Origin of the sequence: Emticicia aquatilis, assembly GCF_014644295.1 — a bacterium.
GTDB classification, from domain to species: domain Bacteria; phylum Bacteroidota; class Bacteroidia; order Cytophagales; family Spirosomataceae; genus Emticicia; species Emticicia aquatilis.
Genome location: NZ_BMKK01000001.1, coordinates 318,530 through 340,613, shown reverse-complemented (window position 1 = coordinate 340,613; position 22,084 = coordinate 318,530). Strand labels below are relative to the sequence as shown.

Annotated in this window: 20 protein-coding genes; 9 read left to right on the top strand and 11 right to left on the bottom strand. The window is 37.8% G+C overall.

Annotated elements, in window-relative coordinates; translation table 11 throughout:
- Positions 1–14 precede the first annotated feature (14 nt).
- On the bottom strand, positions 15–713 hold the full coding sequence (locus IEX65_RS01450; protein ID WP_188763908.1) for a LolA-like protein: 699 nt from the start codon (positions 711–713) through the stop codon (positions 15–17).
- Between the two features lie 140 nt (positions 714–853).
- Entirely contained in the window at positions 854–2,113 is a 1,260-nt protein-coding gene (gene nhaD, locus IEX65_RS01445; RefSeq protein WP_188763906.1) for a sodium:proton antiporter NhaD, read from the bottom strand.
- 177 nt (positions 2,114–2,290) lie between these two features.
- Here nhaD and IEX65_RS01440 point away from each other — a divergent pair, with 177 nt between their 5' ends.
- From IEX65_RS01440 to IEX65_RS01410, 7 genes are all read left to right on the top strand, one after another.
- Positions 2,291–3,346 (top strand): hypothetical protein, encoded by a 1,056-nt coding sequence (locus IEX65_RS01440; protein WP_188763904.1) that lies wholly within the window; start codon positions 2,291–2,293, stop codon positions 3,344–3,346.
- A gap of 149 nt (positions 3,347–3,495) precedes the next feature.
- On the top strand, positions 3,496–4,071 hold the full coding sequence (locus IEX65_RS01435) for an RNA polymerase sigma factor (protein ID WP_188763902.1): 576 nt from the start codon (positions 3,496–3,498) through the stop codon (positions 4,069–4,071).
- Between the two features lie 4 nt (positions 4,072–4,075).
- Positions 4,076–4,393: a hypothetical protein gene (locus tag IEX65_RS01430; RefSeq protein WP_188763900.1), complete on the top strand. Its 318-nt coding sequence runs from the start codon at positions 4,076–4,078 to the stop codon at positions 4,391–4,393.
- Positions 4,394–4,397: 4 nt separating this feature from the next.
- Positions 4,398–4,931 (top strand): Spy/CpxP family protein refolding chaperone, encoded by a 534-nt coding sequence (locus IEX65_RS01425; RefSeq protein ID WP_188763898.1) that lies wholly within the window; start codon positions 4,398–4,400, stop codon positions 4,929–4,931.
- A 188-nt stretch (positions 4,932–5,119) separates the two neighbouring features.
- A complete protein-coding gene (locus tag IEX65_RS01420) occupies positions 5,120–5,929 on the top strand; it encodes a YHYH protein (protein WP_188763896.1) in 810 nt (269 codons plus the stop codon).
- Positions 5,886–6,485, top strand: coding sequence for a toxin-antitoxin system YwqK family antitoxin (locus tag IEX65_RS01415; RefSeq protein WP_188763894.1), 600 nt, complete (start codon positions 5,886–5,888; stop codon positions 6,483–6,485). The genes IEX65_RS01420 and IEX65_RS01415 overlap by 44 nt, the downstream gene beginning before the upstream one ends.
- Complete coding sequence (locus IEX65_RS01410; RefSeq protein WP_188763892.1) at positions 6,482–7,168, top strand: SCO family protein; 687 nt, start codon at positions 6,482–6,484, stop codon at positions 7,166–7,168. The genes IEX65_RS01415 and IEX65_RS01410 overlap by 4 nt, the downstream gene beginning before the upstream one ends.
- A gap of 1 nt (position 7,169) precedes the next feature.
- Here IEX65_RS01410 and IEX65_RS01405 read toward each other — a convergent pair whose 3' ends face one another.
- The gene (locus IEX65_RS01405; protein WP_188763890.1) at positions 7,170–7,679 is read right to left on the bottom strand and encodes a hypothetical protein; all 510 of its coding nucleotides are present in this window, start codon (positions 7,677–7,679) and stop codon (positions 7,170–7,172) included.
- Between the two features lie 203 nt (positions 7,680–7,882).
- Between IEX65_RS01405 and IEX65_RS01400 the strand changes: the two genes are divergently transcribed.
- Entirely contained in the window at positions 7,883–11,098 is a 3,216-nt protein-coding gene (locus tag IEX65_RS01400; protein WP_188763888.1) for a S41 family peptidase, read from the top strand.
- 416 nt (positions 11,099–11,514) lie between these two features.
- Complete coding sequence (locus tag IEX65_RS01395) at positions 11,515–13,929, top strand: TonB-dependent receptor domain-containing protein (RefSeq protein WP_188763886.1); 2,415 nt, start codon at positions 11,515–11,517, stop codon at positions 13,927–13,929.
- 349 nt (positions 13,930–14,278) lie between these two features.
- Here IEX65_RS01395 and IEX65_RS01390 read toward each other — a convergent pair whose 3' ends face one another.
- The 8 genes from IEX65_RS01390 to IEX65_RS01355 form a co-directional block, all read right to left on the bottom strand.
- Entirely contained in the window at positions 14,279–15,988 is a 1,710-nt protein-coding gene (locus IEX65_RS01390; RefSeq protein WP_188763883.1) for a CotH kinase family protein, read from the bottom strand.
- 188 nt (positions 15,989–16,176) lie between these two features.
- Positions 16,177–17,184, bottom strand: a complete 1,008-nt coding sequence (locus IEX65_RS01385) for an NAD-dependent epimerase/dehydratase family protein (protein ID WP_188763881.1) — start codon at positions 17,182–17,184, stop codon at positions 16,177–16,179.
- Between the two features lie 65 nt (positions 17,185–17,249).
- The gene (locus IEX65_RS01380; protein WP_188763879.1) at positions 17,250–17,825 is read right to left on the bottom strand and encodes a Crp/Fnr family transcriptional regulator; all 576 of its coding nucleotides are present in this window, start codon (positions 17,823–17,825) and stop codon (positions 17,250–17,252) included.
- A 121-nt stretch (positions 17,826–17,946) separates the two neighbouring features.
- Positions 17,947–18,954 carry a Gfo/Idh/MocA family oxidoreductase gene (locus IEX65_RS01375; protein WP_188763877.1) on the bottom strand — a complete coding sequence of 336 codons (1,008 nt, stop codon included), beginning with the start codon at positions 18,952–18,954 and terminating at the stop codon, positions 17,947–17,949.
- 44 nt (positions 18,955–18,998) lie between these two features.
- Entirely contained in the window at positions 18,999–19,349 is a 351-nt protein-coding gene (locus IEX65_RS01370; protein ID WP_188763875.1) for a LytR/AlgR family response regulator transcription factor, read from the bottom strand.
- A gap of 55 nt (positions 19,350–19,404) precedes the next feature.
- Positions 19,405–19,881, bottom strand: coding sequence for a hypothetical protein (locus IEX65_RS01365; protein ID WP_188763873.1), 477 nt, complete (start codon positions 19,879–19,881; stop codon positions 19,405–19,407).
- Positions 19,882–19,898: 17 nt separating this feature from the next.
- Positions 19,899–20,744: a C1q-like domain-containing protein gene (locus IEX65_RS01360; protein ID WP_188763871.1), complete on the bottom strand. Its 846-nt coding sequence runs from the start codon at positions 20,742–20,744 to the stop codon at positions 19,899–19,901.
- A gap of 7 nt (positions 20,745–20,751) precedes the next feature.
- Positions 20,752–22,047 (bottom strand): tail fiber domain-containing protein, encoded by a 1,296-nt coding sequence (locus tag IEX65_RS01355; protein WP_188763869.1) that lies wholly within the window; start codon positions 22,045–22,047, stop codon positions 20,752–20,754.
- Positions 22,048–22,084 lie beyond the last annotated feature (37 nt).

Sequence of the window (22,084 nt, the reverse complement as noted above, 5' to 3'; positions counted from 1 at the left end):
TGACTGTGGACTAATTATTTAATCTCAAATAAAGCATCAGCTAAATTTGTATTTACTTGAACTTTAGTAGCTGTAAGAGCCAATTGAGCCATTCCTAAATCTTGGTTTAGTTTATGTGCAAATTTTACACCGCTAACGTCTTTGTAATCAGAGTAGTCAGAAGTGATGGTTTGGCTACCCATTGGAGTTTCGGCCGTAATTACTTGACGAACTTTCAATCCAGAAGCAACGTCATAAAATTCGGTCATCTTAACTTCACCCACGGCAACTTCAAGTTTGTGAGCATCTGCACCACCAACTTTTTCTTTACCAACATATGTTACTTTTGCTCCGATGGCAGCATAGTTAGCTTCTGGAACAATAAATGATTGCATAGCTATTGCTTTCACTTTTTCAGGCTCTGTAATATCCTGCGAGCCTTGCATTCCACCAACTTGTGCTTTTACACCATCACAAACTTGTTTCTGTACTTCGCCCATACCTACAATACTTACTGTTTGAAGAAATTTGTTGGTCGGTTTTTTCTGAATCAAAACTTCTAATGATTGTCCTTGGATTTCGCCAGTCATGGTCATTGACATATCCTTAATTTTGCCGATAGCATCGCTGCCACCTATTGCTTTTACATAATTAGCTATTACTTCGTCGGCAGTTTGAGCAAAAGAAACGGTGCTTACAAATAAGGCAGCTAATACGATACTAATTTTTTTCATTGTGTTTTCTGAGTATAGTTAAAGTTTAAAACTGCGACAAAGGTGTAAAACCGCCGAATATATTCCAAATCTTTTTATGATAATTGGTATTTTAAGGCGGTCTTTTGGTCAGAAACAGTGGCAGTTTTTACTGAGCGGTATCAGAATAGTAAATAAATCCCTGCTCCTGCAAAATAGCCCAGCAGTGCCAAAAGCGAAATCCGCTTCAAATACCACAGAAAATCAATCTTTTCCATCCCCATTACTGCTACCCCAGCAGCCGAGCCAATAATCAAGATACTTCCACCCGTACCTGCACAATAGGCCAAAAACTCCCAAATTTCGTGGTCAGTCGGGAAGCTACTGAGGTCGTACATTCCCATTGTGGCAGCAACCAATGGCACGTTATCAACAATTGCCGAAGCCAAGCCGATGAGCAGAATGATTAAGTCTTGATTTCCGAAAGCATCATTCATATTCACCGCCAAACTTTGCAAAAGTCCAGTTGCTTCTAAACACCCAATGGCCAACAAAATGCCCAAGAAAAACAAAATGCTGCTCGAATCTATCCTGCTGAGGGCATACGAAGCCGTAAATGGTTTGCGTTCTTCTTCATCTTTTTTACTGTGCAGAATTTCGCCCACAACCCAGACAATTCCTAAGCCAAGCATCATACCCATGTATGGCGGTAAATGCGTAATGGTTTTGAAAATAGGAACAAAAAGAAGTATTCCAAGTCCGACAAAAAACATTGTGTTGCGTTCTTTGGCAGTTGTTTCTATGAAATCATCTTCTTCGATTTTTTGATTATCAATGACTTGTCCTCGCATTTTGTAACTCAGATACATGAGTGGAATCACCAACGAAACCAAACTCGGAATAAACAAACTTTTCATGATGTGTAGCGGAGTAATTTGCCCGCCAATCCAAAGCATGGTGGTTGTTACGTCGCCAATCGGTGACCAAGCTCCACCCGCATTGGCCGCAATAATTACGATTCCTGCAAAAAACTTGCGTTGGTCGGCATCCGAAATGATTTTGCGAAGCAGAGAAACCATCACGATGGCCGTTGTGAGGTTATCGAGAACTGCCGAAAGAAAAAATGCCAACAAACCTATTGTCCAGAGTAAAGAAACTGATTTTTTGCTTGAAATTTGGTCGGTGATAATTTTAAAGCCTTGATGAGCATCAATCAGCTCCACGATGGTCATTGCTCCGAGTAAGAAAAAAAGAATTTCAGCAATGTCTGCCAAATGATGTGATAGATTCTCTTGAATCGAGTGGCTTTCCGTGCTGCTCATGGCATAGACTGTCCAACAGACCGTGCCAACGAGTAGGGCAGAAGCCGTTTTATTGATTTTAATTGTGTGTTCGAGAGCAATGGCTGCATAGCCAATGATAAATATAATTGTGATGAGCATGGAGGGTTATAGACTAATTTGATTTCAAAAGTACAAATAAATAAAAGGTTTATCAATCATTTACAAGACCCCATCAAGCCCCGCAACCACTCATTCAAAAAAATAATTGAGCAGATGAAAGTATTTCTCTATTTTTGCTCAACACTTATTTTAATTCACAAATAAACCAACAGTAAAATGAACAAATTAACCCCTTTTGCAAGATTTCTGATAATGCTTGTAATTCTTGGAGCAATCTTTTTCGGTGGGAAATATGTCCTCGAAAATACGTCTTGGGGCAAAAATATGCTTGCTAAAAGTTCAACTGAGCAAACTGATACCGATACAAAAGCTCCTGAGAGTGGCCCTGCTTCTGAGAGTGCAAGTACTGAAAGTTCGAGTTCTTCATCGTCAAACTCAAGCGATACTGAAGCAACTGCTGGAGGAGAATCGAGTTTCAGCTATGTTGCTCCTGAGCCAATTAATGGTAAACTAAAAGGTGTAGTTGAGCTTGGTGCAAGTGGTTTCAACTCATTTATTGTAAGAATTGATAAAGATAAAAACTGGAAGCTCGAAAAAGCAGATTTTGGTAATAGTTTAGTAACTGAAAATATGGCCACGGATGAAGATATTCGTGCTGGTTTGAAGCAATATATCGGTAAAATGCTTGATTTTGGTGTAAGTGGCCGTGATATTCACTTTGTGGTGAGTTCGGGTGCTGTAAAAGCAGAGGTTACACAAAAAATCATCAAGAACTTAAAAGCATTAAATTATTTCGTAAACACAGTTTCGGCTCAACAAGAAGGTGCTTTAGCCTTGAAATGCGTATTGCCAAAAGATTTTGAAGATGAAGCTTTTGTAACTGATATTGGCTCTGGAAACACAAAAATCTCTTGGTTAAACGGTGGTGGAGTTTCGGCGGTTGAGACTTACGGAGCAAAGTATTTCCAAGATGGAACTGATGATGGCAAGGTATATGACGAAGTAAAAGCCAAATGTGCGGGAATTCCGAGCATGAAACGTAAAACTTGTTTTATTATTGGTGGAGCTCCATTTACGATGGCAAAGCAAGTTAGAAATGGTAAAGAGCGTTATACGGTTTTGAAAGCACCGAAAGATTATAAAATGGATGATGCTAAAGGAAAAGCAGGTGTAAATATCTACAAAGCCATCAAAGATGCTACTGGTTGCGAACAATTTGTGTTCGACTGGGATGCTAACTTTACGATTGGTTTCTTGTTGAATTTGCCTTAATTTCAAAAAATATAAGTTTAAACTTAACGTCGGTATTGGTTTTAAACCATGCCGACGTTTTTTTTTGCAAAAAGTTTTTTTGCAAGAATCCCGCAAGTTTTATTTAAATTCCACATCTAATATTCAATACCAAAGCAAAACGCACCTGTTTGGACGAAAAACAACTCATTACTGATTTGCAGAAAGGCTCGCAAAGTGCTTTCCGCCACCTTGTTGATTCATTTCAAAATAAGGTGTTTAATACAGTATTGTCAATTGTGCAGAATGCCGAAGAAGCCGAAGATGTATCGCAAGAAGTTTTTATTGAGGTTTTTGAGTCGGTTGGTAAATTTAAAGGGGAAGCAAAACTTTCAACTTGGATTTATCGAATAGCAACCACTAAAGCCTTAGAGCAGCATCGCCGAAAGAAAGCCAGCAAACGCTTTGCATTTCTGACGAGCCTTTTCGGTGATAACGATGAAATTGTGCATCATCCCGCTGATTTTGAACATCCAGGGGTTGTGTTTGAAAACAAAGAACGAGCAAAAGTATTATTTAATCATATCAATCAATTGCCTGATAATCAGAAAGTTGCTTTTACACTTTGTAATGTAGAAGGGCTTAGTTATCAGGAAATTTCGGAGGTGATGCAACTGTCATTGTCGTCGGTTGAGTCATTATTATTCAGAGCAAAAACAAATCTCCGAAAAACACTAAAAGAGTATTATGTGAACCAAATCATATAAGAAAATGAAAAATCAAGAAGAAATTGAACGCCAAATAGACGAAACCTTAGATGCCCTCGCTGGTATCGAAAGAGCCGAGCCACGTCCGTTTTTTCAGACACGCCTCGAAGCCCGAATGGATATTCCCAGAATGCAACAACGCTACGCTCCACTACCAAAGTTTATGGTACGGCCAGCCTTTGTGTGGTCGTTTCTTGCTTTAGTTGTTTTGCTGAATGTTGGGGTCGTGATTCGATACAGCCAGAAAACAGTTTCAGAACCGCAAGATGCCTCTACTTTTGCCAAAGAATACGGCTTGGGGGCATTTGATACTAATTTATAGAATCATGAAAGAAAACAATAAATACAAGATACTTTGGGCGGCCATTAGCGTGCTTTTGCTGCTCAATATCGGTTTGCTTGTTTGGATAGCTTTCTTTTCAAACGGAAATTTTGCACCACCAAAACGTTTGTTTTTGGAAACTGAATTAAAATTTGATGAGAAACAAACAGAGGTTTACCGAAAACTTCGCCACGAACACGCACAGCAAATGCGAGGAATGCGAGAAGAAGTAAAAGCCATGAAAGAGGCGTATTTTAAAGATTTAGCTCAAGCAAACATATCAGAAGATACGCTACGTGCAAGAGCTAACAAAATAGAAAACAAAATGGCCGAAGCGGATGTAATTACGTTCCGTCATTTTCAGCAAGTTCGCCAAATGTGTACGCCCGCTCAGCAAAAACATTTTGATGAGGTAATTCTCGACCTTATTCGTTCTATTGACCGCCCAGGCCCTCCAGGCGGACCACATCAAGGAGGTCCACCGCCAAGAGACGGTCGCCCACCGATGGACGATATGCCTCCGCCACCAGAAAGATAAAAGAATAACCGATAATACTGCCGAATTTATTCGGAAAAAAATTAAAAAAGACCGCAAGTTTTTAAAAGTAAGTGCATCTAAATTTTAAATTCTAAAAAAACATTGACCAAAGCAGTATTCTATGGATTGAACTTTACGAGTAAAAACACTTTCAACTAATCAATGTTTCACTTTAAAAATCAACTCCAATGAAAAAGTCAGTCATATCTATTTGTGTTATAATTGTCAATGTCATGCTTTTGGTTTCGGCTTGTGGTAATGAGTCTGACTTATCGCCCAATACAACTTCAACCACTGGTACAACTGGTTCGAGTTCGACAACCACAACAACCGCCAATGCAACTACTTCGCTCGAAATCTTCAAGAAGATTTATGGAGCAACAGAGGTCTATATTGAAGGAAACTACGCCGTAATTAAAACCAATGGTTTGCCAGACCACAAAAGCCCATATTATAAAGATACACAGTGGGCTACTGCAAAATACGAAGCTTACAACGGAACAAATACAAAGTTTGCCTTGAATCCTAATAGAATTGCTTCGCAAAGTTTGGTTTTTAAGATTCCTATAAATCCAACAAAAGCAAGTTCTACAAGTGCTACACCGCTCGGCCCGATTGGTGTTTCGCTCAATGGCGTACCGTTTTTCAATCAATATGCGGCAATGAATGCTCCTTTGACCAACGAAGTGAACGGCTTTGACCAATATAACGGACACCCACAGCAACAAGGCCAGTATCATTATCACGTTGAGCCAACTTACCTAACCGCTCAAAAAGGGAAAGATGCACTTTTGGGCTTTTTGTTAGATGGTTACCCTGTTTATGGGCCACTTGAAAAAGGCAAAACCGTAAGCAATAGCGATTTGGACGGCTATCACGGACACTCGCACGCTACTACCGAATACCCGAACGGTATTTATCATTATCACATCACTGACGCAGACCCTTACATCAATGGCAATGGCTTCTATGGCACGGCAGGTACTGTTTCTAAGTAGCCTTTGGTTATTGTTGGCTGCTTGTCGGCAAGTAACCAAAATAACTACTCCGCTGATAAAAGTCGAAGCCAATAATGCTGCTTTTTCGCATAATCAAGGGGTTTTGCTGTATGAAAATAAGCCTTTTTCTGGTACTCAATTCTTGCTTTTTGCTAATCAAGATACCGCCAAAGTTTCGACTTTTGTAGCAGGAAAAGAACACGGATGGAGTAAAACTTGGTACGAAGATGGTCGATTAGCCGAAGAACGTTATTACGAAAAAGGCAAAAAAGAAGGTACACATCGTGCATGGTGGCCCGATGGAAAACTCCGCTTTGAATATCATTTTAAAAACGGCGAACATCACGGCGAGCAAAAAGATTGGTTTCCCGATGGAAAACTTGCCGAAGTGTTTCATTACGTGAATGGTCACGAAGAAGGTCAGCAGCAAATGTGGTTTGATGATGGCTCTCTCAAAGCTAATTATGTCATAAAAGATGGTCGCCGATTTGGCTTACCAGGTGTAAAAAACTGTGTTTCAGTAGTAGAAAACAATACTTTTCGAGCTAAAAAATGATTTTTAAAATTGTAAATATAATTCCCCCTTTGAATGGGGCAGGGGGATGTAAATATATTTGTATTCTATTTCTGGCTTTATTTGCCTGCCAACCCAAAGAGCAAACTCAAAAAGAAAACTTACCTTACTACAATACAGCAGACTTTACACCAAACTGGTACACAAAAAAACAACTTGATACACTAAAGCTGCATAAAATTGCTGATTTCAGTTTTATTGACCAAGATGGTAAAAGAGTATCCAGCGAAAGCGTTAAAGGTAAAATTTACGTAGCTAATTTTTTCTTTACGATTTGCCCAAGCATTTGCCCAACCATGACCCAAAACTTACTGACTGTACATAATACATTTAAAAACGATGCTGATATACTGATGCTTTCGCATTCGGTTATGCCTGCCACTGATACCGTAGCCCAACTAAAAAAATATGCTAATCGCTGGAAAATTGATTCTCAGCGATGGCATTTACTCACTGGCGAAAAGGATGAAATTTATGCTTTAGCCCGACAATCGTACTTTGCCGAAAAAGAAATTGGTTTACAGAAAGACAAAAACGAGTTTCTTCACACCGAAAATGCTTTTTTGATTGATAAAAACGGATATATTCGTGGGGTTTATAATGCAACTTTACCGCTTGATGTTGAGAATTTGGTGAAAGATATTCAGGTTTTGAAAACTGAATGATTTATTTGATTTCAGCAATACCTTTAAAAGTTTTTAACTCTTTGTAGATAACCGATTTTAAAAAATACCACTCCATGATGCCGTTTACATTGTAGGAATAATGTTTATTATCAATAAAATGAATATTAATTCTATCAGGATTCCACTTACGACTCCCCGTAAAACCTGTTAACATAGAGTTTGATTCAGTGTAAAAAGCTTTTTGTGTACTATCTTCAATAGTATAGAAAACCATTAAATTTACTGTGTTCAGTAAATTATCTTCAAGAACAATAGAATTCATTTTTGATAAGCCTTTTATTACTTTTTGCTGGTTATTTAGATTTTTAAAGTTTGAGTTGGTATTATTTTTATTTGAAGTTGATGAAGAACTCGAAAGTACTCCAATAACCAGAACTATTGCAGCCCAAAGTCCAATCTCTTTTCTGACCAAAACTATGGCTCTATATCCAATGTAAATAAATGCGATTAAGAAAGTGATGTTGAGTATTGCGAAAAGTAGGAAAAGCATAGTTGTGAGTTTTAAAATGAATTTCAATTATCTCCAAAATTTAGTCGTTTTTTTGTTTTTCTTCAAATTATCGTATCAGTTTTTTCTGTTTTGGTCTGATAGACCTATCCTTTGCTCTCTTTTTTGTTGAAAATTGCCTAAAAATCATAACTTTGTTAGTGAAATGGGGTTATATTTTTGGCCCTTCAACAAACTAACGCTATATGAAAAAAACTATCCTAACCGCAGCATTTCTTGGCTGCTCAAGCCTTTTTTTACAAGCACAAAACAATTTACTGCTCCGCCAACCAGCCATCAATAAAGATGGTTCGACGGTAGCTTTTTCGTTTCAAGGCGATATTTGGACTGTCCCAAGTTCGGGTGGAAAAGCCGCTCGCTTGACTATTCACGAAGCCTACGAAGGTAATCCAGTTTTTAGTCCAGATGGTACTCAAATTGCTTTTTCGGGAGCACGATTCGGCAATAACGATATTTTTGTCATGCCAACCGAAGGCGGAATGCCTAAACGACTAACTTTCCATTCGGGAGCAGACAATATTTCGAGTTGGACTCAAGCCGATAAGATTGTGTTCTCAACCAACCGAGAGTTTAAGCAAATCGAACGCCCTAACGAAGCCTACGCAATCAACCCAAAAGGTGGTACTGAATATCGCATTTTGGATGCCGTTGGTTTCGACCCAATCTATTCCCCCGATGGCCGATTCATTGCCTTTGTGCGTGGCGATATTAATCCAGTTGCTCGCCAAGAGTATAAAGGAAGTTCAGACCGTGACCTTTGGCTCTACGATACCCAAAACAAAACCTTCCAACAATTGCCAGGTTTCGAGACAAACGATGTTTCACCGCAATGGGCTGGTAGCAATACTTTGTATTTTTTGAGCAGCAATGATGGTGCGTACAATATTTATCGCCTGAAAATTGATGCCAATGGCAAGGCTTCTGATAAACCCGAAAAGCTAACGAGTTTTAAGGATGAATCAATCAGAGCCTTTAGCGTTTCGACTGATGGAAAAACAATAGTTTTTGAAAAAGATATGAATCTTTACACGCTAAAAACCAGCGGAGGTTCGGCTCAAAAACTTAATGTTCAAATCAGTGCCGACGACCGTCTGGATGCTTCCGAGCAAAAGACGTTTTCAACGGGAGCAGGCCAATACGCTGTTTCGCCCAATGGCAAATTATTGGCCTACTCGATTCGTGGTGAAATTTTTGTGAAAGAAGCCGATAAAGAGAAATCGAGAAGCATCAATGTTTCGGAGCATGGGTTTCGTGATGTTGAACCAACTTGGCTGAATGATTCGACGCTTCTTTTCAGTAGCGATAGAGCCAACGGAAACTTCGATATTTATATGGTTCGTTCGGCCGATACAACTCAACGCAATATTTTCAAATCGCTCAAACACGAACTCGTACAAATCACCAAAACGCCGACTGATGAAACCAACATGAGTGTGTCGTCGGATGGTAAAAAGATTGCCTACGTGCGTGGCCGAGGCACTTTTGTAGTAGCTGATATTTCTACTGATGGAAAATTATCTAACGAAAAAACATTGAATGATAGTTGGGCAGCCCCACGCAGTATCGTGTGGAGTCCTGATAATAAATGGTTGGCGTATTCGCTCGAAGACTTATATTTCAACGAAGAAGTTTTTATTCAGGCGGCCGATAATTCTTCAAAACCTGTCAACGTTTCGATGCATCCACGTGGCGATGGTCGTCCGTTTTGGAGTGCTGATGGCTCAAAATTAGGTTTTATTTCGGAACGTAGTGTGGGTCGAAGTGGCGATGTTTGGTTTGTGTGGCTCAAAAAAGAAGATTGGGAAAAAGAAACCCAAGATTGGCAAGAGCGTGAAACGCCAGCCGAAGCAGCACCAGCGAAACCAAATGATAAAAAAGATAAGACTCCGAAGCCAATTAAAATTGATTTCGATAAAATCTATGAGCGTGTTGTGCAAGTTACCAACTTCCCTGGCGACGAAGGTGACCTCGTTATCTCGAAAGATGGAGAAACTTTCTATTACACAACCAGCAGCAGCAATGCCAAAGGTCGTGATTTATTCAGTATCAAGTGGGATGGAAAAGATTTGAAAGAAATCACGAAGGGAGGCTCAAATCCGAGCGGAGTTTCGATGGATAAAGATGGAAAATATTTGTATTACAGCCGTCAGGGAGCTTTGGCTCGTATCGACATCAAATCGAGTGTTTCAGAAAATCTACCTTTCGTTTCAAAAATGAAAGTTGACTATAACGCCGAGCGTACGCAAGTTTTTGAAGAAGCATGGCGTACTATCCGTGATGGTTTCTATGACCCTAAATTCCACGGAAACGACTGGGTAAAATTGCATGATAAATATAAAGAACGTTGTATCAATGCCAGCACGAGCAATGATTTCAGAGATATGTTTAACCTCTTGTTGGGTGAACTCAACTCAAGCCACATGGGGCTTACCGTAACCGACCGAGCCGAAACACAACGTGAAGCAACTGGATTGTTGGGGGCAGAAATTTCGCCTGTAAATGGTGGTGTGAAAATCAATCATGTTGTGCCAGAAACACCAGCTGATAAAGAAAAAAGCAAACTTAATGAAGGTGATATAATTACGGCAGTTAATGGCGAAGCAGTGAGTGAAAATGCTAATTTCCATGAATTACTGAATGGCTTGGTGAATGAAAAAGTATTATTGACCGTAAAAGCCGCTGACGGAAAGACTCGTGAAGTAGCTATCCGACTTACGGCCAATATATCAAATAATTTATATGACGAATGGGTAGAAGGCCGTAAAAAACTGGTTGAAAAATATTCTAACGGACGTTTAGGGTATATTCATATCAAAGGCATGGATTTTCCGAGTTTTGAGGTTGTTGAGCGTGAATTTGCAGCAGCTGGCTACGGAAAAGAAGGTTTATTGATTGATGTTCGTTATAATGGTGGTGGTTCAACGACCGATTATTTAATGACGATTTTGAACTACAAACAACATGCCTACACGATTCCGAGAGGAGCGAGCAATGACTTGGAAAAAGACAAATTGAAGTTTAAAGATTACTACCCAACTGGCGAACGCTTAGTTTATGCTGCTTGGACAAAACCTTCGATTGCTCTTTGTAATGAAGGCAGTTACTCAAACGCTGAAATTTTCTCGCACGCCTACAAAACACTCGGAATCGGTAAATTGGTGGGTGTCCCAACCAATGGTTCGGTAATTTCGACTGGCGGAAAAGGCTTAATGGATGGTTCGTTTGTACGTTTGCCGTTTCGTGGCTGGTTCACGAAAGCTACCGATAAAAATCAAGAACTCGGGCCAGCTGTACCAGATATTATCGTAGAAAACCAACCAGATTGGATTGCTAAAGGCACCGACGACCAACTCAAAGCAGCCGTCGATGAACTTTTGAAAGAGATAAATGCTAAGAAATAATTTTTAAGAAGTAATTTTTTTAACGTCGGCATGGTTCTAAACCATGCCGATGTTTTTTTGATGACTGTTTGGACTTTTCTATAATAATGACTTAAGGATTTTTACTCTTTTTAAGAAGTTTATCAATAGTTATTAGATTTTTTCTAACCCCAATCTTCCATTATTTTTCTCCGCTCATCACAATTACGAAATATTTCGTAATAAAATTTGCAATCATAAAAAATTTCATCTTACCTTTGTTACGAAATATTTCGTAGATAAAATTTTACGCTTTCTAATTTATTGTGTAACCTTTTCTGATTAATAAAGTATTCACAATAAAATAGGCGAAACAACACAACTTTTAAGCAGTCACGGTTCATGAACGTGTGCTGTACCCTATAACATTTTATGAAAAAGCTATAACAATATTTCTTATGAAAAATCTATTACTCGTGTTACTCACGAGCTTGTCGAGCTATGTCTTTGCTCAGACCTACGCCATAAAAGGCACTGCTAAAACCCAGCAAAACGAGGCCGCTTCGTTTGCTACAATTTCGCTTCATAACGCTACCGATTCGACACTTTTTAAGGCAGACATTGCCGATGAAAACGGTGGTTTTAAAATCAATGGAGTAGCCAAAGGAAAGTATTTTGTGAAAATTTCGGCCGTAGGTTTTCGTGCCTTTGCTTCGCCTATTTTTGAAGTAATTGATACTGATATTGACTTTAATCCTTTCGTACTTACTGCCGATGCACAACAATTAAAAGAAGTAAAAGTGGTAGCTTCAAAGCCTTTGATTGAGGTGAAAGAAGATAGAGTGATATTCAATGTAGAGAGTAGTATTAGCTCTACTGGCACAAATGCTTTAGAATTGATGCGAAAATCGCCAGGTGTACAAGTTGATAAAGACGAAAATATTTTGGTAAAAGGAAAATCGGGTGTCAGAATCTATATTGATGGTCGCCCGTCGCCGATGAGTGGGAGAGATTTGGCTTCTACACTAAAAAGTATGAATTCGGCCGATATTGAAGCCATCGAAATCATTACGAATCCATCGGCCAAATACGATGCAGCAGGCGACTTAGGTATTATCAATATTCGACTAAAGAAAAACCGAAAGATGGGAACAAACGGAAACATCAGTTTGGGCGGAATGTTTGGTATAACGCCAAAGTATAATTCTTCTTTGAGCCTCAATCATCGAGATAAAAAGGTGAATCTTTTCGGTACGTATAGTTATAGTCAAGGTGCTTGGCATAACCGAACACTCGATGACCAGATTTTGAATAATATCATGTATAACAAAACTTGGAGAGGCTTGTGGCGAGATACTTCGAGTAACTTGAAGGCGGGTGCAGATTATTTTATTAATTCAAAAAATACCATTGGTTTTAATCTGAATGGTCGTGTAAGTGACCATAACGGCGGTGGAGAAAGTGAAACTTTGATAGGTCGTAGATACGCAACCGTACCAGATTCTTCTGTTTTATATTCACAGACCTCGAACCCCGAAAAGAATAAAAACCTGAATTTTAATATCAATTATCGCTATGCCGATACTACTGGACACGAACTAAATTTCGATGCTGATTATGGTATTTTTAGCTCACGAGGCATTAGCTATCAACCTAACCGATATACTTTTTTGAATAGCGATAGACCATCTTTTGACCGAAATTATGTAACAAAAACGCCCACTGATATTATCATAAAATCGGCTAAGATTGACTACGAACAGCCTTTTAAAAAGGGTAAGTTGTCTTATGGCGTAAAGCTATCGGATGTGACCTCAGATAATACTTTTGATTTTTTTACTAAAATTCAGAATGAAGAAATCAGAGATATTGACCGTAGTAATCAATTCAGATATACCGAGCGAGTATATGCTGCTTACGTCAATTACAACAAATCGTTGGGTAAAAAATGGAATCTTCAAGCGGGTTTACGAGCAGAAAACACGCAGTCGTTGGGTAAGCTGACGAGTTTCAAGCAGAATGATTTAGATAAAGTAGATACTACGTATTTGAACCTATTTCCGAGTGGGGCAATTTCTTATAAAGCCACTGATAATCATTCGTTTAACCTCAATTATAGTCGCCGAATCAATCGTCCGAGCTATCAAAATCTCAACCCGTTTGAATACCGAATTGATGAATTGGTTTATTCAAAAGGGAATCCATTTCTTCGCCCCGAATATGCCAATAATTTCAAGTTGACGCATATTTATAAAGGAAAACTAACAACCTCGTTTGGGTATTGGCGTACAAAATATCCTGTTGTGGGTTTACGTATTCCGTATGATGCCAGCAGAACCTATTTTATTTCCGAAAATCTCGATTATTCTGAAGGTTTCAACTTGGATTTGAGCCTTAATACACAAGTTACAAAATGGTGGGAGCTTAACCTTAACTTGAATGGCTACTATAATTTATGGCGAGCAAAATTAGATAATAACTTGATAATCAATAACCAAACAGTAGCTTTTAACGGAAATGGTCAAAGCACATTTAAGCTAAAAAACAATTGGACATTTGAACTTTCGGGTTGGTATAATTCGCCTTATCGACGCATTGACTATAACTCATCAATGGGTATGCTGGATGCTGGCGTACAGAAAAAATTCTTAAAAGACAATGCGACGCTCAAAGTTGTATTTAGTGATGTGCTAAATACTGCTCGTGGAGGGTATCATTCAGAATATGCAGGTATTGCTACCAATCTCAGATTTAAGTTTGAAGGTCGCTTGCTTCGTGTAACTTTTAATTATCGTTTTGGTAGTAAAGAAATCAAAGAAGCTCGTAATCGTCGCTCTGGGTCAGAAGATGAATTGAGAAGGATAAAAGGCTAATGGTCTTGCCATTTATCCAATAAAAAATCCTTTTATGTAAATGCAAAAATATGTTTTTGACATGAATAATATTGTGCTTTATATTTGCGTTTAGAAACATAATTATGAAATATAAAAAGCGTATTTACTTTACTTCTTCTGAGGAATGTAAACATTTTTTCGCTTCGGTAGTTTTAGGCTATAAGTCATAGTCAAAATCAGCAAAAACACGCATCAATAGCACAAAAGCATTAAAGATTTTCCTGTATGTGACCCATACAGTTTGTTGTTAGATTCATAAAATCCCAGCCGTTTTGTGCTGGGATTTTTATTTTTTGTGAGTGAAGCATAACAAGAATCGACTCAAATATTATTGACATCCGCCTATTTTAGCCGTAAAAATTACTCCAGTGTTCGTTTGAAAACCGGGATTTAACTCAATTGCATTTCCTGATGAATATGTAATCTTAGATAATGGATTAAGAGATGCAACTGATGTGATGGTGTATTTAGTCTTAAACTCTTGAAGTGGAGGATTGATGACGTGTGATGTTAAGTTTAAGTTTTCACTACAATTATTAGTGACCTCAATAGTTTTACTATTAGTGTATTGGGGGCAAGTTTCTTGGCAAATGGCGGTGTAAGTTACAGTCTGTGATACTAAGGCATTTATAATACCTGAACCTGTAAAATAGCCCGAAGTTCCATCACTATTATCGAATTTCCAAGTTACAAGATTTGAAGAACAAGTGGAAACCAATCCAACTGTCTGATTGACATTTACCGTTGATGGCCCAGCAAGTATTCTTCCATCATTTGTTATATTATGAATATTGGCGTCCATCCAGTCGAGGCGATTAGCAATGAAATTCTTCAATTTGTCAACTTCATCCAAAAAGCTCGTACTTTGTGTTGGAAACCATTTTTCTCGGTCTCTCATAGCCGCACTCTGAATGAGATTAGCTAAACTGTCAATTAAGAAAACTCCTTTAGGGTAGGTCAAAAAGGTCTTTCGGAAATCTTTATATTTTTCAATAACTTTATTCTTGAAAACACAATCTTGCATCATACGTTCGGCCCAAAAGAAACGAGGGTCACAAGTTGTACAAGAAAATCTCCAATCCGTTGTGTAATTATCATATAAGCCCAAAGAGGTATCCCATAAGGGTGAGGCTACCATTTTTTTGCCTCTATCTTTATAAAAGTATTGGCTACGAGCAAAGACATCAAGATGAATACTATATTCTTGAACCACAAAGTTTTCAACAAAACTATTTTCATCGATGTAATTTCTAAAACCTAATGTTGGGTCGCTGAAGTTATTACTTTTCAAAGCCTCTTCAAAGTCTCGGATATAAGTTTGAATATAATTTAACTGTGGAGCAACAGGCTCTTTCGGATATACACAATCAAAAAACATATAGTAATTCGATGCGGGCGACGATTGATGAGCTGATTGCCAAGCGTAATCCGAAGTAAGAATTTCTGCTTCACGAGTTGCTTCAATAATATATCCGCCTGAAATCTTAGCAGTGGTAGTATCTACAGCTTCTAATTTTTTAATATTTACTCTGTCTGTTCCTCTTTTTATCTTTTCTGTGAAAACATATAAACCCATGTACTCTCCATTGACAATCACTTCAACGTGTTTTAATCGAGGAGAATAATTGCCAGTTTTTGACCATAAATCATAGATATAGGCATTTTTTAGATAAGTTTTATCATCATAATTGGCAATTAGTACCCAATCGGAGTTTTTGGGAAACCCAAATACTGAAAATTCAAAATCTTCGCCTAAAGAATCGGTTAATTCAATACTGTAAGATTTTTTTGGAAAGGCTTGAGAAGAAGAACCCCGATATTCGATACCCGCAAAACCATCATAGTGAAAATCGGTATCTGATAGGTAATTTGTACTACCATCTGAATGGTATAAAATTTTGAGATTTACACTGATTTTTGGGTCATCTACTATTGTTCCACCATTTGTTTCTATGAGTATGATAGGTAGATTAGAACTTGTAAATTGAGCAAAACACAACTGTGAGATAAGTGTGAGACTTAAAATAAACTTTGTCATTGTACGTGGATATTATTTATACAGCAGAATTATTATCGACGCCAAAGATATAGCCTAATTAGTTATTTATAATCAAAAATTTATTATTCGGTATTTCGCAACTTCTGAGTCATTCTATCTCTAAAACTTTGATAACATCTATGGATAAAATTAGTTTAGCTTTCAAACTAACAAGTTCTAACATGAATTCAAGATAACGACTTATTGTATAAATAAATCATTGCTTCTTTAACAGCAATATCTGCTTTTTTAGGATTGAAGCCTAACTCATTTCTTGCCTTTGAAATATCGAAATCTTGTTGTAAACCCGAAAACATAGCAATATCTTTAACACTTAGCAAAGGTGCTTTACCTGATATTTTACTTCCCAGTTCCATAAACCAAGCAATTATAAAAAGTAAGGGTTTAGGCACTACCATTGGTAACTTAATTTTTAATTCAGGAAATAGATTTTGAGCAATTTTGGTAGTATCCTTTATAGATAAACATTTTTCGTTCGCTAAAATATAGCGTTCTCCGTTTTTGCCCTTGGTGGCGGCTAAGTAACACCCTTCGGCGACATCTTTTACATCTATCCAGTTGAGTGTAATGCCAGTTTCAACAGGAATTTTCTTTTTAAGTATTAAGTCGATGATATTGTAAGAAACACTTAAATTACCATAAGATTCGCTGCCAATCATCGCTGAAGGCAATACCGCAACCAATTCGATACTATACTTTTTGGCTAATTCAAATGCTAATTTTTCTCCATCATTTTTGGAATTGTAGTACGTATCCCTTCTGTCGGGATTTTGTCCAAAGCTTTCTTTGGTTGGAAGTTGAGCGTAATTCAATGCAGCAATTGAACTTACATATACTATTCGTTTAACTCCAGCTTCGGCGGCAGCTTCAATGATGTTTTGAGTTCCTCGAAGATTTACATCATAAATTTCCGTTTTGGGGTCTTTTGCCCAAAGTTTAAAAGCAGCACCTACTGCATAAAATGTTGTCACTCCTTGCAAAGCCATTACGAGAGAATTTTTATCGGTAATGTCTGATTGGACAATTTCGCAATCTAAACCAGCGAATGGTTCTCTATTTTTGATATTGCGAACTGAAGCTCGAACTGGAATACCTTTATCAATAAGCAGTCTCACAAGGTTATTTCCAAGATGTCCGTTTGCACCTGTAACTAAGGCTAAATTGTTCTGTGTCATATTTTATGATTTTAAAATGATGACACAAAATTCCCTAATGATTTTTCAAAAATACTTCGCAAATGTTACTTAATCATTTGTTTTCTGATTCTGCTCAAACTCTTTGGATTCATTCCTAAAAAAGAAGCAATGTATTGAAGAGGAACGTTATGGATAATATGAGGATAGCTATCTATTAATTTTTGGTAGCGTTGTTCTGCTGTAAGAGTTGCTAACTCTTTTGAGCGATTTTCATTATAAGCTATTGATTGTTGGAAAACCCAAATACTGAAATCCTTAAAAGCTTCACTTCTTGAAGTTATAAGGTCTAAATTATTCTTTGATATACGTAGGAGTTCACATTCTGTAATACATTCTACATTTTCCGCCGCTTTTGTTTGGTTGATGAAACTGGAATAGGAAGTAATGAAGCCAGGTGGGCAGTTGATATGTGTAGTTATTTCATCTCCATTATCATTGTAGTAGAACAATCGCATATAACCCGAAACAACAAAATACAAGTATTGAGGAATTCTTCCTTCTTCTTCAATAATTTTGTTTTTAGGAATAATTACAGGCTCAAAATATTCATTGCAGAGTTTAATTTCATTTTCTGAGATTTTGATTTGCTGCCGTATTATATTCAGTAGTTTCTCCTGCATTGCTTCTATCAATATCGCTTTGAAACATTTATTTCAAGGGTTGTTTAGACTATCTCGAACTGTTTTGTATTTTTCACAAAACAGTTCGAGAAGATAATACTCCTAAACCGATAAATTTTTATCAAATCCCTTTCACCATTTCAATCACCCGAATCTGCTCTAAAACTTGTTCGGGTTTGATATAGAGTTCTTTCCCTTCAACTATCGCAGCATGTAAGTTTTGGAAAAGTAAATCCCAGTTGCCAGCTTCGGTTTCGATATGCCCTCTGAAGTGCTGCCCGCCAATTTCAGTATTCAAAACACCCCATTTTTCTTTAGGTTCTACACCAAAACCTTCCATTCTTGGAAAAAGCCCTGCTTTTAGGTGGTCTTCTTGTACATCAATACCATATTTTACAAACGAGCCTTTTGTGCCGTGAATAATGTATCTTGGCCCTTCTTCTCGCACCAAAAGGCTCGATTTTAAAGTTACTTTTAGTTTTCCGTAGTCGAGTCTAATATCAAAAGCATCGTCAATGCTTGAGCCTTCACGCTGCGTGTAAGTCTCGCCCGAAACCGCCATTGGCGAACCAAAGAGTACAATCGTTTGGTCGATGATATGGGCTCCCAAATCATACAAGATTCCGTTGGCTGGTGTAACCTCTTCTTTCCATTTTTTAGGATTTAAGATGGGTTTGTGGCGGTCGAAATGCACTTCAAAGGCAACGAGTTCGCCCAAAAGCTTGTTTTCAATTACTTTCTTAACCGTCATAAAATCGCTGTCGAATCGGCGATTTTGAAAGATAGAAAGCACTTTTCCTTGCTTTTTCGATAACTCAATGAGTTCCTCTGCTTCGGCAACGGTGGCAGTGAAGGGTTTTTCGACCAATACGTGTTTGCCAGCCAAAAGTGCTTGTTTGGCTTGTGTAAAGTGCAAATGACTTGGCGAAGCAATACTCACTAAATCAATTTCGGTATCGGCCAAAACTTCGTCTATGCTGCGAGCTACGCCCACGCTTGGGTATATGACTTGCGGATTTTGCGAACCCGAAACGATAGTTTTTAGATTAAAATCTGGATTTGTAAGAAAAAACGGAGCTTGGAGGTATCTCCCCGAAAGTCCGAATCCGACAAGGGCAACGTTGAGCATAATGGCTTAGAATTTTTGGTTGAAGCCACTAAAGTACAGGCTTTTTAAGGTAAATCCAAAATTCTCATTTTTCTGCGTGAAACATCAATTCGTTGTCCAGTCGAAAGGCACGCAACGTGCCCATCTTTTGTTCGTTCAATACCTGTAAGATATTTTAGATTAACGAGTGTTCCTCGATGAAGACGTGTAAAATATCCTCGTTTGAGTAACTCTTTTTCGTAAGATTTCATGGTTGATGATGCCAAAAAACTTTTGCCATCACTCAAATAAAATCGGGTGTAGTTATCACAACTTTTCAAGTAAACCACTTCATCGGGATTAATACTTTTTTTGCCATAATTAAACCATAAAAAATTGGGATTGTAATTCTTACGATTGGGAATGGTAGTTTTCATGTTAGTTTTAGTTTGATTCGTATTTTCAATAGACTTCAGAGGTGGTGATTATTGTTTATTCAAAAGGAATTGCTACGCTATTGATTAGGTAATTTTTATTAGTGCTGAGGTGGGTGGCAGGATATTGAAAAAGCTTGATATTTGATATTTTAATGGTTTTGTTAGTTACCGTAATTGTGCTGCTACCATCACCAAAAAGATTGGTGAAGCCATCATGTCCACCAATTGATACATAGCCGCTTTCTTGATTGATGCTCGAAGTGCTACTAATTTTAAAAACACCCCCTTTTAAAGCTTCGGCCTTATTATGAAAGGTGACTTGCAGAAGGTCATATTTCCACTTTTTATAGTCAGGTGAAGACTCGTCGCTGTATTCGCACAGAACCGAGAAATTTTTGTTGACAAATTCTTGGGTACTTACTTTCCCATTATAAGTTTTACCATCTATTGTATAAGTACCTTGTTGGTCATTAGTATTGTTAAAATCAAACAAAAGGGCTGATAATAAGAGTGTTACGAATGAAGTTTTCATGGATATAAAGTTTATAGTTAAAGTGCTGTTATCAAATGACCAGAAAAAATACCGAAATAATCATTATAGTTTCCTTGAATAGTTAGAGTAACATTCGATGTTTGATAAGCAGATAATTTTACGGTTTGCCCTGCATTAAGTTTTACATCAACACTTGCCGTACTCGAAATGAATGTATAATTGGTGGTAGGAATTGAATAAGTAGTTTGGGTTAATGTAAAAAGCGGAGAACTTCCAATAATCTCTAAAATAAATGACCCTCCAGTAGCGGTTGCTGAACTCCAAGTAACCAAGGCATCGAAGTGATATATGCCATTGGTTGGGGCCGTGAAAAGATTGGTAGTAGTATTGAAATTGTTGCTCAAATCATATTTTTCGGCGTTTATACCTATTGTTGTATTAGTATTGGGAGGTATCGGAAGAGCCGAATTAAGATAAGCCGAAAAAGCCACTGGACTGATAGTTTTTAGCGTTCCGTTTGCATCGGCCTGTACATTCAAATTACCACTTCCTGCCAAGCCTGATGCCCTAATATTACCAAACACATGTAGTTTTTCTTGAGGAGCTAAAATACCAATACCCAAGTTGCCATTCAGAGTTGGCGTTGTAGAGTAACTCAAGGTCATATAAGGTCCACCATTATTTGTAGTAAACAATAGGCTGTGTGGGGTATGGGTTTGGATATATCCTCCAGAGTATGTCCCAACACCTATTACTCCATCTGTCGCTCGATGGTCTAAGCCAACACCATTTTTTTTTATTTTCAAGAATTCAGTATTATTAACACTTGATGGTACAATCGTAACCGCTTGCCCAAAGATTTTGAAACTAATAAAAAGCGAGATAAATAATGTTTTTTTCATGGCAATACTATTTTTTAGAATTTGATTTTTCAGTATTTGGTTGAATAATTGAAAGTATTGCTTCGATTTTATCAAGGCGAGACTCTAAGGTTTGGTTTTTGGTTTTGAGTGAATTGTTCTCATCTCTCAATTCCTTTATAGATTCAATTAAATGCGGTACAAGACCAATATAATTTACTGATAGAAACCCCTTTTCGTCAGTTTGCACCAACTCAGGGAAAATCTTTTGTACTTCTTGAGCAATCAAGCCCGTCTGTAAATCTCTGCTACGGGCTTCTTCTGTCCAATTAAATTGATAACCGTTTAGTTTGTAAATGCTTGATAAAGAGTTTTTTATGGGTAAGAAATTCTTTTTTAACCGCTTGTCAGAGGTCTGAATTAAGTTACCATTAAGATAGCCATTTCCTGCACTATTTATCCAAAAACGCCAACCATTTCCAATGTAAAAACCTGTTTCGGTATCGGTTTTCATGCCATAAAAAGCTCCGTCTGCACTGCTCAAACTATTAGTTGAGTTGCTCATCCAAATGCCTGAAGTACTTCCATTATGTCTGATTCGAGCTCGGCCATTGATGTCTAATATTTCGTTTGGATTATTTAGGCCAATACCAACGCTCCCGAGACCCGCTACATCATTTATTAATACTTGCGAGCCAACTTTACCTCCTCTGATATAAGTATCTTCTGAGCTATCACCTTTGTAATTAAAGTGAGACCGAAAACCAAGGTTACTTCCTTGAATATCTAAACTTGAAATAGGGTCGGCAATACCTATACCTGTATTGCCATTTTTCAAAATCGTAAAAGCATTCTTTCTATTAGCTTCACTTGTGCCGTTGCCGACTGCAAAAAGTTGTTCATTTGGATTGAATATGTCAGTACTTCCAATTGGTATTACATTGAACGAACCACACGCAAACATTGTAAAATCATTTGCCTCGACTTGCCATCCAAATGCAGTTCCTAAGTTTGCGAGTACTCTTGTCTGTAAACCAAAGGCTGTTGACCAATTTCCTTTAGCTACTGTATTATAACCGCCTGCAAATGACCAATTACCAACTAAACCTGTATCCCAATAATTTGTATTATTTTCAACTGTTCCTGCTCTAAACGCACTTAGTTTAGGCAACCACATTAATCTTGTACCACCACCACTTACTGGTACAGTGTTTCCGAAAGTGGCACAAGTAGAGCAAAGAGCTACATTTTTTGAAATAATGCCATCATCATTTGGTTTAAGCAGGATTGATTGTCCTAAACAATGAAAGTTGAATAGGCTCAGAACCAATAGAAGTTTTTTCATGGCAATAAAGATTGAGAAAAGATTTCAACAAAGGTCA

Bases quoted from the DNA above. Each gene is read 5' to 3' on its own strand.
- IEX65_RS01390 (WP_188763883.1), bottom strand. From the start codon at position 15,988: ATGACAAAGTTTATTTTAAGTCTCACACTTATCTCACAGTTGTGTTTT.
- IEX65_RS01410 (WP_188763892.1), top strand. From the start codon at position 6,482: ATGATTTTTAAAATTGTAAATATAATTCCCCCTTTGAATGGGGCAGGG.
- IEX65_RS01420 (WP_188763896.1), top strand. From the start codon at position 5,120: ATGAAAAAGTCAGTCATATCTATTTGTGTTATAATTGTCAATGTCATG.
- IEX65_RS01450 (WP_188763908.1), bottom strand. From the start codon at position 713: ATGAAAAAAATTAGTATCGTATTAGCTGCCTTATTTGTAAGCACCGTT.
- IEX65_RS01430 (WP_188763900.1), top strand. From the start codon at position 4,076: ATGAAAAATCAAGAAGAAATTGAACGCCAAATAGACGAAACCTTAGAT.
- IEX65_RS01355 (WP_188763869.1), bottom strand. From the start codon at position 22,047: ATGAAAAAACTTCTATTGGTTCTGAGCCTATTCAACTTTCATTGTTTA.
- IEX65_RS01360 (WP_188763871.1), bottom strand. From the start codon at position 20,744: ATGAAAAAAACATTATTTATCTCGCTTTTTATTAGTTTCAAAATCTTT.
- IEX65_RS01440 (WP_188763904.1), top strand. From the start codon at position 2,291: ATGAACAAATTAACCCCTTTTGCAAGATTTCTGATAATGCTTGTAATT.
- IEX65_RS01385 (WP_188763881.1), bottom strand. From the start codon at position 17,184: ATGACACAGAACAATTTAGCCTTAGTTACAGGTGCAAACGGACATCTT.
- nhaD (WP_188763906.1), bottom strand. From the start codon at position 2,113: ATGCTCATCACAATTATATTTATCATTGGCTATGCAGCCATTGCTCTC.
- IEX65_RS01400 (WP_188763888.1), top strand. From the start codon at position 7,883: ATGAAAAAAACTATCCTAACCGCAGCATTTCTTGGCTGCTCAAGCCTT.
- IEX65_RS01425 (WP_188763898.1), top strand. From the start codon at position 4,398: ATGAAAGAAAACAATAAATACAAGATACTTTGGGCGGCCATTAGCGTG.
- IEX65_RS01370 (WP_188763875.1), bottom strand. From the start codon at position 19,349: ATGAAAACTACCATTCCCAATCGTAAGAATTACAATCCCAATTTTTTA.
- IEX65_RS01415 (WP_188763894.1), top strand. From the start codon at position 5,886: ATGGCAATGGCTTCTATGGCACGGCAGGTACTGTTTCTAAGTAGCCTT.
- IEX65_RS01380 (WP_188763879.1), bottom strand. From the start codon at position 17,825: ATGCAGGAGAAACTACTGAATATAATACGGCAGCAAATCAAAATCTCA.
- IEX65_RS01405 (WP_188763890.1), bottom strand. From the start codon at position 7,679: ATGCTTTTCCTACTTTTCGCAATACTCAACATCACTTTCTTAATCGCA.
- IEX65_RS01365 (WP_188763873.1), bottom strand. From the start codon at position 19,881: ATGAAAACTTCATTCGTAACACTCTTATTATCAGCCCTTTTGTTTGAT.
- IEX65_RS01375 (WP_188763877.1), bottom strand. From the start codon at position 18,954: ATGCTCAACGTTGCCCTTGTCGGATTCGGACTTTCGGGGAGATACCTC.
- IEX65_RS01395 (WP_188763886.1), top strand. From the start codon at position 11,515: ATGAAAAATCTATTACTCGTGTTACTCACGAGCTTGTCGAGCTATGTC.